This window comes from Streptomyces sp. NPDC051051 (assembly GCF_040682975.1).
Classification (GTDB): Bacteria; Actinomycetota; Actinomycetes; order Streptomycetales; family Streptomycetaceae; genus Streptomyces.
Window position 1 is genome coordinate 23,210 of sequence record NZ_JBFBCB010000061.1, and the last position, 15,197, is coordinate 38,406.

General features: G+C 74.4%; 1 protein-coding gene. It reads left to right on the plus strand.

Features of this window, described 5'->3' with window-relative positions; genetic code table 11:
• Window positions 1–29 precede the first annotated feature (29 nt).
• A partial coding sequence (locus AB0N31_RS31840; protein WP_366061953.1) for a glycosyltransferase occupies window positions 30–15,197 on the plus strand: 15,168 nt, incomplete at its 3' end.

A 15,197-nucleotide genomic window follows, 5' to 3' on the forward strand; every position in this document is an offset into this window, starting at 1 on the left:
GCATCCAGCCGTCGCCCGAGGTCAACGCGATGATCTTCATCCTCACCGGGGAGAGGCTCATCGACGCCGACGAGGACCTCGCCTACGAGAGCCGCCGGCCCTACTCCGGTCTCGGCCGCAAGGTCGACCGGCTCTCCTCGCTGATCGACAAGTCGGTGCACGACATCGCCCAGTCGATGCCGGACGACCTCTCCAAGTCGTACGCCAGGGCGATGGGCATGCTCATCGACGACGGCGGCAAGAACTACCTGCGCGAGTTCGCCGGGCAGCTCGACAAGATCGCCGAGGGCCGGCGCAAGACCTCCATGGACATCATGGAGTCCAAGTGGCAGGTCATCGCCGAGGTCATCCGGCTGCTCATCGAGATCGCCATCTACCTGGCGATGTCCTTCTTCACCGGCGGCGCCACGGCCAGCCAGATCATGATGGCCAAGCTGCGCAGCCGCTTCATGATCCTCACCACGCTCAGCCACCTGCTCCAGCGGCTGCACCTGGCGCCCTCGCTGACCGAGGCGTTCCAGGAGGCGTTCATGACCTTCGCGGTGCGCCTGGCGATGATGAACTTCGCCCCCGACGGCCGCCGCCCCGACCGCTTCGACTGGAACGACATCCTCAAGTCCGCCGCGTTCGGCGCCGCGGCGGGCTTCCTCACCAGCGTCTTCGACGACTTCGCGAGGAAGATCGTCAAGGGCTACGACAACAACTTCCTGAAGAACGAGTCGGACCTCGGCTTCAAGAACAACCCGAACTTCCACCACACCCCGAAGCCCGAGTTCAAGAACAACGGCCCGGGCCCCAGGCCGAATCCCGACCCCACCCCGACCCCCAAGGGCCCCGGCGACCGGCCCGATCCCACCCCGTACGGCAACGGTCCCACCCCCGGGAACAACACACCGGTCACCTTCCGGAACGACCCGCTGTCGTTCCGCAACAACACCGACCTGTGGCGGAACAACCAGATACTGCGCCACAACGCCGACCGGCCGGGCGCGCTCGCCGGCCACTACGGCCTCAAGGGCACGGCCGACTTCGTCGCCGCCGGTGCCGGCGAGGCGCTCGCGGAAATCCTCATCAAGGGCGCCTTCGACGGCGACTGGTCCACCAACTGGACCACCTTCGTCGGCGCGGGCCTCAGCAGCCAGGTCGAGGCCACGCTCAGCGACACCGCCGTGAACAGCGGAGCCGAACTGCGCCACGCCATCGACAAGCTGCGCAACCAGCCGCCGCCCACCGTCTCCGGAGGCGGAGGCGACGCCGACCACGCCCGGGACACCGGCGACACCTCGCGCTCCGGCGGTGCCGACGGCCCCTCCAGCCCGGACACCACGGGCGGCGGCACCGTACCCACCTTGAGCACCGGGCCCGCCTCGGGCACCGGGCCGGGCGGTGTCACCGGCAGCCAGTCGCCGCCGCACGTGGGGGAGAACCCGCCGTCCCCCGTCGGGGGAAACTCGCCGACCCACGTGGGGGAGAACCCGGCGTCGTACCCGTCGCCGTACTCCCCGGGCACGCTGCCCGTGACGGCCGCAGAGAACCGGCTGTGGCAGCAGGTCCACAACGGTCCCGCGGAGGTGCGCGAGCAGGCCCTGCGCGACCTCGCCGCCCTGCGCGGTTCCCAGGCGCCCGGCAGTACCGAGATCGGCGTCCGCGACGGCCTGCACGGCAACCTGTCCCAGCGACCCGAGGTCCGGGTGGTGCCGGCCGGGAACGGCCCCGCCGCCGAGAGCGACGCCGAGGCGGTGCGCCGAGCGCTCGACGGCTTCGGCACCCCGGTCACGGTGAACGCGCCGGTCACGCCGGCCACGGTGAACGCGCAGGCCACGCCGGTCACGGTGGATACGCCGGCCACGGTGGACGCGCCGGTCACCACTTCGTCGGGCACCTTCGGCGACGGTCCCACGTCGACGACCGACTCCCCGGCCGTCGACGCGGACCACGGCACGGACAGCCGGACCGGCGACACGTCGGAGCGGCAGGATGCCGCGTTCAACGTGCCGAACGCGACTGACGTCGCTGACGTGCCTGACGCGACGGAGGCGCCTTCCGGACCCGGCGCCTCCGCCACACCCGACACCGGCATCGGCACCAACACCGGCACCAACACCGGCGTCCGGACGGGCGGAGCCCCCCATCCCGGAGGCTCCCCGGCCACCACCGCCTCTCCCGGCCCGTCGCCCCAGAACACCGGTGGCCGGGGCGCCACGGCCACCCCGGACGGCGTGCAGACCACGACGGACGACTCCACGACGGACGACTCCACGCCGGTCTCCCAGCCGCCGCAGACCACCACCTCTCCGGAGACCACGTCGTCCGCTCCGGTCGTCGACCCGTCCGACGGCACCGTCACTTCGCACACGGACGACAACTCCCTCATCCCGGCCCCGGACACCACCACCGTCGATCCGCCGCGGGTGATCACGACCAGTTCCCAAGCCGGCACCGACCCCGGCACGAACACCGTCACCGGCGACGTGGACCTCCGCAGCGACGCGGAGGCCGATCCCACCCAGGCTCCGCCGCTGACGGTCCTGGTCTCGCAGACGCCGCCCCCCACGGAAAGCTCCCCAGAGGCGACCGCGCTGCTGGACGGCGCAGGCACCGACCACGCCGTGGTGCTCGGCCCCGCGGTCACGCCGGACACCGGCGTGCGCCCGGTCCGTACCGCCGTCGAACTGACCCGCGAGGGACCGGGAACCCCGGTCCGGGTCCGCCCGCTCACCTCGGTACCGGACGGCACCGCGGACACCGGCTTCCCCGGCTCGGACGTGCTGCTGCCGCTCGCGGACGCGCTCGGCCCGGGACCGGCACCGCAGTCACCCCCCGCCACCCGGAGCACCGGAACGGCCGACGCCGACGTCACCGCCCCACCCCCCAAGGTGCTCACGGAGACGACGGGTCCCGTCCACGGCGCCGACCCGACGCGCACGAACGCCCCGGAGACACCGGGCACCCCGCGCGGCGAGCGCGGCGAGCACGTCGAGGAGGCCTTCGGGCTGAGCACCATGTCCGGTGCCGGCACCGCCGTGGACACGGGCCCGCCCCCCGGCCCGGTGCGGCAGGACGCCACACTCGCGCCGGAGACCGAGGACAGGACCGCTGTCCCGCCCCGCCGCCGGGTGCTGGTGGTCTGCGACGAGAGCGGGCTGGGACTCGGCGGCGTGCCCGTCTTCAACATGGAGCTGGTCAAGGGGCTCCACCACGACCACGACGTCACCCTGCTGACCGTCGACAACCACGCCGACTACGACCCCGAGAAGATGCGGGAGCAGCACGGGGGCGCGAAGATCATCAACGCGTCGGTCCCCGGTGTGGACGAGGGGCGCGACCGCCTCGACGTCCTGGCGAAGGGCTCACCGGACCAGTACGGACTGCCCGGCGAGGACGACGCGTTCGACATCGTCATCGGGCACTCCCGCTTCTCCGGTCCGGCCGCGCAGCAGATACGCGACTCCTGGTATCCCGGCGCGCGCGTGGTGCACTTCCTGCACACCAGTCCCGTACGGCTGGACAGGATCAAGCACCAGCCGGAGAAGGGCGCCAAGAAGGCCACCACCGAGCGCAGGCTGATGCAGAAGGCCGACATGGTGGCCGGCGTGGGACCGCTGCTCGCCCAGGAGGCCGAACGCCTCTCGGAGGAGGTGCTGCGCATACCCGCGCTGCACGGCTTCGTGCCGGGCACCGAGATCGGCACGCCGGTCGAGCCGTCGCTCCTGAACAAGACCAAGTACCTGCTGCACCTGCCGAGGAAGCTCAAGCTGCTGCTGCCGGGGCGGGCCACGGACGAGATCAAGGGCGTCGAGGCGGCCGTCCAGGCGGTCGGCATGCTGCGCCGCCCCCGTTCCCAGGGCGGCTTCGGTCTCGACGTCCGTCTGACGATCCGCGGCGGACCGCACCCGGAGAAGAACCCGGAGGAGCACGCCCGCTGGACGTCGATCATCGAGGCCCACGGCGGGGGCGGCATCACCATGCTCCCGTTCAGCACGAACCCCGCCGACCTGGACAACGACCGGGAGACCACGCACGCACTGATCATGCCGTCGCTGCACGAGGGCTTCGGGCTGGTCGCCACCGAGGCCGCGGGACGCAGCATCCCGATCCTGGTCAACGGGGAGAGCGGCGCGGCCGAATTCCTGAAGACGGTGACCGAGCACGGCGCCGGGATGACCGTGGAGGCCCCCTTCACCATCGACCCCGACACCGGAGGGGAGGTCGAGGGCGGCACCGAAGCCCGGGCGCAGGCCTGGGCCTCGGCCATCGCGGCCCTGCGCGGCAAACTGCCGGCCGCGCGCGGCGAGGCCGACCAGTTGTACGACACCCTCAAGAGCTTCACCTGGCGGCACGCCGCGCAGGCGCTGGTCGAGGCGACCATGGCGACCGCGGACCCCGTGCCGGACCGGGCGCACCCGGAGAGGCATCCCTACCGCGGCGCGGTCACCCAACAGGGGCCGGACGGCAGCGTGGAGAAGCTCAAGGACCGGTCGGACTGGCAGCCGCACGACTTCTGGGACGGCTCCACCCCGAAGCCCACCACCGGCCTCTGGACCCAGGCGGAGCAACTCGCCCGGCTGTCGGAGCTGGCAGGGGTCCTGGACCTCAGCGGCGCGCCCGCCTCGGCGCGCCCGTCGACCGCCCCACGCCTCCTGCGGTCGCAGTCCGATCTGGGACTGACCACCGAGTCCGCCCCCCGGTATTCCGGCCCGGCCCCCGACCCGAGCCGCACGGTGACCGAGTCGGCCACCGACCTGCGACTGGAGTCGGGCGACCGCGACAGCGAGGCAACCGGCGATCACGTCTCCGTCTCCGTCACCGGCGACGCGGACGGCTTCGCGCAGAACGTCGGGCAGGGCCCCGGCGACGCGGACGGCCTCGGGCAGAACGCCGTGCACGACGGCGGAGACGGCCTCGGGCACGGCGGCGGGCGCGGCCTCGGGCACGGCGGTGGCCGCGGGCCCGGAGACGGCGGCACCTCGCCACCTCCTCCGCCCATCAGCCCGGACGACCCCACGACCGCCCCCGACACGGCTGCCTCCGACACGACGTCCTCGCCGTCGTCCGCGCGGATCATCGTGCGGCCCGCCGTCGACGGCACGGCCGACGAGCCCGTCATCACCACGCTGGACGGCCTCACCGTGCCACTCTCCCAACTGCGGCGCTGGGTGCCGGACACCGCGGTGCGGCCCCGGCCGGGACAGGCCGTCCAGACGCTGACCGTCTCGCAGAGCCCGGCCGAGGACGGTACGGCGCACAGTGCGGCGCGCCGAACGTTGCTGGGCCAGGACACTTTCCGCGGCGTACGCATCATCTCCCCGGCGCCGACGACCCCGACGACCACAACGCCGACGACCACGCCCGCGGCTCCGGACGCCACTTCCACGACGCCGCCCGCCTCCCCGGCGTCCCTCATCGCCCCGGACCCGGCGGGCACGGGCACCGGGGTCCCGCCCGTCCGCCGTGCCGTGTTCACCGGTCCGCCGGCCCCGCTGCCCGGCTCCGGTACCGAACGGGGCGCCGACTACTTCGTGGCGCACGCCACCTCCCGTACCGTCACCCTCGGTACCGAGGACGCGGCGCACCCCACCGTCAAGGTCAGCGGCGTCCAGTTCGGAGAGGTGCTCAAGTTCTGGGCGCAGGACGGCGACAAGGACCGGCCCCTGGTCCTGTTCTCCTGCGAGACCGGGCAGCAGCCGGAGGTGGCGGGCCTGCCGGTGGCACAGCACGCGGCCAACCGCACCGGCCGGTCGCTGTACGCACCGACCACCGAGGTGGGCACGGCCCGGGACGGGCAGGGAAACGTCCGGGCGGTGCTCACCGAGGGCAAGGACGGGCCGGGACGCTGGCGGCTGTTCACCCCCGAGCCCAGCGGTGCCGACCTGGACGAGCTGGCGCGCGTCGTCGGCCTGCACTCCGGTCCGGAGCCGGCCGACGGCTTCGCGCGGACCCGTACCCTCCAGCAGATCCGCACCCTGCGTGACGCCCTCGGCCCGGACGCCGAACAGCGGCCGGAGAACCACGAGTTGCTGGCCGGTCTCGCCTTCGTGGACGGTCTGCGCTGGCACAGCCCGGACACCGCGGCCCGCTACGGCGACGGCCGGATGACCCCGGACCTGCTGCGCCGGATGGTCGTCGACCGGCGCGCCGTGACGACCGGAGCCGACGTCGGTCCGGCGGCGGCCGGTCCCACGGCCGGGCAGGACGCCGACCCCACCGTCGAGGAGTACACCGCGTTCCTGCGCGCGGCAGCCGACCTGCGGGCCACGGCAGGCCCCCGCACCACGCTCGACGTCCTGCTGCCCCCGCCGCCGCCCGAGCTCCCGCCGACCACGCTGGTCTCGCCGGAGGACGTGCGCGGACTCTCCTACGCGCCCTCAGCCCAGGTCACCTGGTCGCTGTCCACCGCCCCGCTGCCGCTGTCCGAGCTGGCCCTCAGCCCCGAGGACACCGCCGAACTCGCCCGCCGCAAACCCGACCTGGCGCCCGCGCCGAGCCGTCCGGCGACCCTCGCCGAGGACATGACCCTGCTCAGCAAGGAGCGTGCGGGTGCCGGGCCGTCGGACCTCGTGCACGCGGACGGCAGGGCCTTCCGGCAGCTGGTCACCCCGGGCGGCGGGAACTGCCTCTTCCGGGCCGTTCTCGACAGCGCGCGCAGCCGGGACGTACCGCCCGCGTGGGCCGCGCTGAACATCGCCGGGCTGCGCGCACTCGTGCGCAACCGCGTCACCGGGACCGAGCTGGGTGCCGTCGCGGACGACCTCGTTCCCGATCCGGTGTTCAGCGTGGTGGACGACCTGCGCATGCGCGCCCTGGCGGGGGTGCGGAACCCGGTCGCGCGGTTCTGGATCACCAACGAGTGGAACGACATCGCACAGGCGGTCGTCGCCGACGGCGACGTGAACCAGTGGCAGCACATCCTCCGGAACAGCGGCTACCCCGAACTCGCCCGGGTGGCACCGACCCCGGCCGAGGCTCGGCGGCTCGGCGGGCGCGGGTTGCTCGCCGCGGTCGCCGAGCGTCCCGGGCTGTGGGCCACCCCGTTCAGCGACCTGCTCCCGGACGTCCTGGCGCACACCCTCGACCTCGACCTGCGGATCGTGCGGCCCCACCCGACGGTGGCGGGCGACGTCCTGGTCACCGAACTCCACCCGGGCGGTGGCGCCGGAACCCTGCACCTGGCCTACAACGGCACCGACCACTACGACGCCCTCGTCCCGGACACGGCCCCGATCACCACCGAACCGGCCCCGGCGACCGTCTCCGCCCCTACGTCCACCACAGCCCCGGACCCGATCACCACCGAACCGGCTCCTACGTCCACCACGGCCCCGGACCCGACGACCACGCCCGCCCCCGCCACCAAGGACGCGGACGGCCCCGGCACCGAGGCCCCCGACCGGGGCGACCCGGTACCGCTGGAGACCCAGCTCGACCGTTACCGTCCGGCACGCGTCCTGACCGGGCCGGACGCCGCGGAGCCGGGTCCCGCCCCGCGCACCGTCACCTTCGAGGACGGCAGCCGACTGCCCGCCGTACTGATCAGCCCCGACGCCGATCCGAGCGGCAGCCCCGCCGCCGACCCCGGCGACGGCAGCCGCAGCGGCCGTACGGACGGCAGCGGGCGGACGCCGCGGAGCGGGCTCCTCACCGGCCCCGGCGTCCTCACGCTGCGCTCGCCCGAGGAGGTGGCCCGGCAGATCCTCGGGCAGCTGCCGGAGAAGCTGCGCGACCAGTTCGCCGAGGCCGAGCTGCTGCGCCTGCTGACCGACCAGCCCGGCGCCTTCACCGCTCCGCGCGGCGCGCGCCTCGTCGGCCGGGAGAAGTCCGGGGTCGGACACGAGATGACCGTCGAGGCCGTCCCGTACCACCGCTGGGAGCGCTTCTCCGACGTGAACGGCGCGACCGTGAAGCTGGACACCATGCGCCGCGGCCAGGCCGGTACGGGCGGCGGGCGCAGTGTCGGCTTCGGGCGCCGGATCGCCGCCGCGGTCAGCATGGGCCCGCCGCTCAGCTGGCTGGTGAAGATCGGCGTCTCGCTGGGCTGGACCCGCAGGACGGACTACACCCAGGGCACGCAGGCGTACGACCAGAACGAGTACCGCGCCGTGGACGGTTCGCACCTCCACCTCGACGACGTCCACTACAGGGTGCGCGTGGAGCGGGTCACGGAGGCGCCGGAGGCCGGCGACCGGGAGACCCCGTCCGGTTCGCCCGCGCCGGGCCCCCGCTGGCAGCGCGACCAGGTGCACACCGCGCAGTTCGCCGTGCGGGACGGGCTGAGCTGGCGGCTGCCCGACGACCTCACCGTGGCCTTCAAGGGCCCGCGCCGCGCGCCGCGGACGCTGACCTTCCCCGACGGGGTCGAGCCGCGCGCCACCACCATCGCCGGACTGCACCTCGTCGACCCTCCGGAGGACCTGGCGATCGCCGTCTCCGGGGCCCGGCCGGGCAGTTCGGCGCACCGCACGCTCGTCTCGTACGTCAGGCCGACACGGCTCCTCGCGCTGTTCGGGCGGCTCACCGGACCGGTCAGCGGACCCGAGCTGACCCGGGGCAGCGGCCGGCACCCGCTGGGGCACCTGATCGTCGAGCGGTCGATCCCGCACCGGGCCACCCTGGTGACCGAGTCGGTCAAGGCGGAGATCCGGGACCTGACCCAGACCACCTACCAGAACCAGCGCGGCCACGTCCGCGACACCCGCTTCGGCATCCAGGTCACCGCCGGCCCGAACCACACCTTCGTCGGCCCGGAGACGGACGTACGCCTCCAGGGCGGCCCGATGGTCCGCGCCGACTTCAGCACCGGGCGGGGCCACTACCTCGGCACGGACGCGGCCCGCAAGACCACCGGCCGCGTCCGCAACCACCCCGTCGCGCTCTACCGGGTGGAGCGCACCCTGATGGTCCGGAAGGCCGGCGAGCCGGCGTCCGCGGCCCGCCCGGTCCGGGTCGTCAGCCTGGACTGGATGTCCACCCGGGACGCGCGCCGGCTCGCGGGCTGGGACGACCGGACCCCCGGGCAGACGGGCCCCCACCCGGACGCCGAACCCCCGGTGCCGTGGTACCTCACCCGGGAGGACCCGGTCCACCTGAGCGGCCAGGTCCGTGCCGAGGGCTTCCTGCCCGACCGCCCGCAGCCGCTCGCCCCCACCGTCCAGGACCAGACCCCGGCCACGGGCCCGGACCTGACCCCGGTGGCGGAGCAGGGCCGGTCACCGGAACCGAGCCGGAGCCGGACTCCGGCAACGGACCCGAGCGAGGGGGAGACCCCGGCAGCGGACCAGGACCAGAACGGTGCCGACCGGCAGTCCACCACCCCGCAGCCCGCCACCCCGCAGGGCGAGCAGGACCGGCAGTCCACCACCCCGCAGGACCGGCGGCCCACCACCCCGCAGGACCCCATGCGCGTCTTCGCGGACGCCGTCATCGACACCCTGCACCACTCCTACCCGTCCCTGTTCGTCCCGCCGCTCATGCTGCGGCACCCACGCCTGGCCAAGTTCTGGTACGGCGACGGGCGGATGCGGACCGCGCTGCACAACGACCGCCAGGTCCGCGAGGCGCTGAACCACCCCACCCTGGCCCAGAGCCTGGACGACCTGACCACCACCGGCGTACCGGTCACCCTCACCGAGGACGGCAAGCTCCGCCGCGGTCACCACACCCTGATCCTGCGGGCCCGGCTCACCGACCGGCGGTTCGAGACCACCCTGACCGAACGCTCACTGCGCAACGCGGTGATCGGCACCGAGGTCTCCGGCCAGGGGCAGCAGGCGTCCAGCACCCTGTCCGGCGGCGCCGAACTGGGCATCGCGCCGCGCGACCACGACAAGGTGCCGGGGGTCGACGTGCCCCGCCAGGCCGGCAACGTGGCCGTCGGGGCCCGGTACGCCCATACCGAGCAGAAGGCCACCCGGGCCGCGGTCGCGGTCACCCACGACCAGCTGACCTACCACGACGGCGCCGACCTCTACAGCTACCGGGTGGAGCTGAGCGCCTCCTTCGAGGGCCACCACCGTCCGCGCGGCTGGGCCCGGCTCCTGACGGTCGGCGTGCTCGGCGCGGGCTACTTCGTCAGCAAGAAGCAGGAACGCCCGCTGTTCGACCGGGGCACGGAGCCCGTGGGCCGGGTGGAACTGGCGGTGCCCGCCGCGCACGCCTCCGAGCGCCACCCTCCGGCGGACCCCGCGCCCGGTGGGACGGCACCGGCGCCCGCGACCACCACGTCGACCCCCGGACCGCGGCCCTCCGCCGCCGAGGCCGACGGACTCCTCGACGGCACGAGCCCGCTGCCCGGGCGGGACTCGGCCGACCAGCGGCTCACCGAGAGGCTGCTGAGCGCCCCGCACGTCGTCCTCAGCGTCGAGGGCGGACAGCAGCGCCAGCAGCTCGTACAGGCCACCGCCGACGAGGCCGCGGGCGAGACCTGGCACGTCAGCGCACCCGGCGCGCCGGCGCGCACCGCCCTGCGCCGGGCGATGGCGAACCTCGGCATCGCCGGGCAACTCGGCCAGTACCTCGGCCCGTTCGGTTCCCGCATCACCGGACTCAACGGGGCCGGACCGTTCCGCACCCACTACCTGAAGGCCGCGATCCGCGGCGAACTGCAGAACCTGCGCGTCAAGAGCGACCCGAAGCCGTCCAGCTTCGAGGCCACCGTCGGCAACGAGCACCGCATCGCCGGTACGGAGAGCACCGGCTCGCGCACCACCGTCGGCCTCCAGGGCGCCGACATGCCGCTCCAGCGGGCCGACGGCGCCCAGGCGATGATCGGCTCGTACGCCGCCGGCCTCCAGTACTCCTGGGGCACGGGACGCAGCACCGCGAAGACCCTCACCCCCGGCCGCAACACCACCCTCACGTTCGCAGGGCGGGCGTACCTGGTGGTCGCCGACGCCGTCGAGACCGTCGCGGTCCGCGACCGCTGGACGGCCGTGATGGGCATGGCGGGCACCCGTGCGGCGGCCCGGATCAGCTCCACGGTCGGCCGGCTCTCCGACCACCTGGCCCGCGGCCTCGCCCCACGCCGGGCCGCCGCCGCGGTCCAGCGCATCCGTGACGCGGTGATGTTCCACCTGCCGATGCAGGACGCCATCGAGGCCGGACTCGCCCCCGACGGCATCGCCACCACCACCCCGGACAACCTCGGCGGCGGCTACCGGGTGCCCCCCTTCCTGAAGGGCCGCCACTTCCCGGGCCACCCCAGCGGCCGGCTCGACGCCGGCCGGGCGGCGCCCCCGCTGATGCGGCAGCTCGAGGAGATCGGGGTGTCCTCGCACGACCGCGAGCAGGTCCTCCAGCGGCTCTCCCCGGACTTCCTCCGGGCCAACCTGCACGAACTCACCACCGACGGGATGACCCTGCCGGTCCGCTACCGCACCTGGACCAGCCCGACCCACCTGCCGGTCGGCGGCAGTCCCGCACAGGTCCGGTTCAAGCTGACCCCGGTCACCACCACCGTGGAGCGGCTGCGCACCGGCTTCGAGCTGGAGGACTACCGCACCGTCGCCCGCGACGACGCCGACTCCGCCTCCCAGGACCGCGGCGTCGACGCGACGGCGGGCGTCGGCCAGCGCACGACGCAGAGCGGCGTCCTCATGGCCAACCCCTCCCTGCAGGGCACCGCGGCCAAGCAGGAGTCGAGCACCCGGACCGAGACCGTCGGCCGCACCGCGATGCCGAACATGATCACCGCCCAGACGCACGTCGAGATCGTGACCTCCTACACCCTGACCGTGACCATGACGGACGCGGTCGGCGACCCGCTCGCACCCCGCGCCACGGCCGACGTCGGCAGCCTCAGGGAGATCGTCCCGACCAACCTGCTCACCCCGGACGGCGACGGCGCCGACGGTGCCCTCACCGAGGGCGACGTGAGCGAACCGGAGCGCGCGGTAAGGCTGCTGACGAAAGATCAGTCCCTTCCGGAACGTATCGCCGACTGGCGTGCCTCGGCCGCCTCCGGCCCCTCCGGCCCCTCCGGTCGCGCCGACGCCTCGGACGTCCTGCCCTTCGACGACCTGATCGGCTCCGGCATCCTCGCCGTGGACATCCGCGGCACCGCCAACGTGCACGACGCCCTGACCCTCGCCACCGCCCGCGCCGACGGCGTCGGGGACAAGGACCTCGGCACCCGGTACACCGGCGACCGGCTCGCCGAGGCCGTGCGCAAGGCCCGCCGGACCCCGCTCACCGTCCTCGGCACCGTCCCCGCCCAGGCCCAGCAGGAGGCCACCACCCAGACCGGACTGGCCGCGGCCTTCCGCGACGCGCTGAGCGCGAACGGCTCACCGCTGCCCGTCCAGGCCTCCGCCCGCCTCCTCGGCCAGTTCCACACCGCCGACTCCCGCCTCTACGCGAAGATGCACCGCCGCGGCGCCCGCCTGCTCGCCGTGGAGAACAAGCCGCGCATGGAGGCCATGCAGCGCACGAAGACCTCCGACGCGCTGGAGTCCGGCACCACCGACACCGTCGAGGGCACCGTGGGCACCGCCCCGTTGGTGAGCACCGGCAGAGCGGGCATCGTCAACCCCGGTGTCACGATCCCGATCGGCGGCGCGGCCGACGGCACCGTGACCAAGGCCTCCGCGGACACCACCCTCGGCACCCACCTCAAGGTCGGCACCGACCGCAGCATGCTGTTCGCGCTGCCGGTGAGCTGGCTGTCGGTGGCCGAGGTGGACCACCGGCTCACCGACAGCCGCCCCCTGCACGCGCTCGGCAAGGCCAGGCGCGGTCCGCGCGCCGCCGAGGCCGAGACCACCGCCCTGGTCTGGCTGCGCGAGGACATCGCCCGTGACTACGGCCTCCTCGACGACACCACCTTCCCCGACGAGGTCGGCAAGGCCTGGGACGCCCAGACCAAGGCGGCCGACGACCTCACCACGGCCGAGCAGCGCTACTACGATGCCCGGGCCCGGGCCCGGGAGGCCTGGCTCGACCTGGGCACCGAGGAACGGGCCGCGCTCGGCGACGGCCACTCCGACCTGTCGACCGTCCTGCCGCGGGAGCTCGCCGAGTCACCGGCCGTCGTCGCCTGGCAGGCCGCCCGCGAGGAGGTCCGCCGGTGGCAGGAGCGCACCGACGCCGCCGCCGCGGACCACCACCGGCTGCACCTCGCCGCCTCCCGCCTCACCGCCCACCACCAGGGTCCGTCCGCGGGCCCAGTGCCGGGCCCGTCCCAGGAGTACGCCCGGCCGGGATGGCGTTCCGAGGCGCCGGAACCGTACACGATCACCGACGGCACCGACTCCGCCCCACGCACCCTCACCTCCCCGGACGGTGCCACGGTGCGCGAGGTGCACGACATGCCGCACGACGGCGCCTCGTTCTTCCACGCGCTGATCGCCGCCGCCGACGCCCGCGGCCGGCTGTCCCACCTGCTCGGCACCGACCTCGCCGACCGGTTCACGCAAGCCCCCGGCGATCCGGCGGTCACCGCCGAGGCCGTCGACGCCGCCCGCGACCGTCTCACCTGGGCACTGGGCGACGATGGCAACGAGGACCTCCTCGACGCCCTCGCCCTGGACGTCGCCGACACCTTCACCCAGGACGAACTCGACGCCGCCGGCGTGACGTTCACCCCGGAGCAGCAGGCCGAGTTCGACGCTTTCGGCCGTCTCCCGCTGACCTTCTGGCCGACCACCGAGCAGCGGATCGAGCTGGCGAAAGCCGCCCTGTCCCGCCCGTTCGCGCCCGAGCCGCGCCAGGACGACACCGAACTACCGGACGGCGAACCCGCCCCGCCCGTGCGCCGCGCCGGCGACCACGGCGGCGCCGACCTGCTGCCCGCCCTCGCCGCCCGGGTCCTGGGCACCCCGCTCACCGTGGTGACCGGCGAAGGCCGCGAGCAGGTCTTCCTCCCGTACGGCACCGACCCGGCCGCCGTCGACCCGGTCGGCGATCCCGTCCTGTTCGCCGCCGACGGCTTCTTCCACGCCGCCCTGCCGCCCGGCACCCCGGCCCCGGTCGCCACCCCACTGCCGACGCCGGCGTCCGAGGCCGACCCCGGCACGTCGACGGTGCCCGCCACCGACGGCACGCCCGCGACGCAGCAGCCGCCGGCACACCGCAGCCACACCACCCCGCCCTGGATGCCGCCTGCCGACAGCAGCGGCCCGCGCTACCGCCTGGCCCGCGACGGGGTCCTCACCGCGCCCGACGGCGCCACCTACACCCAGGGCACGCCCACCGGCCGAGGCAACGGCTTCTTCGGCGCGCTCGCCACGGCCCTGCGCGACGCCGCCGAGCGGCCCGGACCGCACGGCCCCGAGGTGGCACGGCTGCGCAACCTCGCCGCAGCGCCGCCCGCCCGGCTGATGCGCCTGAACGGCCTCCCCGGCAGCCCGGCCGAGCGGGGCTCCCTGTTCCGGCCCCCGCCCATGAACGTCGGCCCCGGCACACCCGAGCCCGGCACGGACGCCCGCGACGGTCACCTGCGCCGCCACCTCGCCGAGGCCCCCTGGGGCCCCGAGGCCGACCGCGCGGTGGCCGAGTGGGCCGCCGCCGCGACCGGTACCACCGTCACCCTGATCGAGGAGAACGGCGCCGCCCACACCTACCCCGGCCCGGCCGGCGACAACGGCCCGCACATCCGCCTCCGCCGCCGCGGCGGCGACGTCGTCCCCCTGACCCTCCGCACCCCGGCCCCCGAACCGAGCCGACCGGAAACGCCCGGCACATCGAGCACACCCGGTACGCAAACCACGCCGTCCGTGGACGCGACGGCGGTGGATGCGCCGGTGGTGGATGAGGCGCCCGTGGACGCGTCGGTGGCGGATACGACGCCGGTCGATGCGACGGCGGCGGACGTGCCTGCCGCGAATACGGCAGCGGAGACCGCAACGCCCATGGACGCGTCGGCCATCGATTCACCGCCCGCCGACACCGACCCGTCGGTCCCGCCCGCCGCCCAGCCCTTCGCGCCGACGCCACCCTCGCCGCCCTTGCGGTCCCTGCCGTCCCACCAGGATGCCGCCGACATCCCGCTGCCCCCGTCGCCCGTGTCCCAGACCGCCGACACCTCGCCGGAGCTGCCGGCCGAGGAGGAGGAAGCGCACGAACTGAGCACGCTCTCCGGCGCGGGCGAGGGCTCGAACACTCCCACGAACTCGGATGTGGTGCCGGTGCCGCCGGGGCCGGTGCTGCGTCCGTTCAAGTTGGGGAATTTCGAGTTCACGAATTTGAATCAGACGGACCGGTATGTC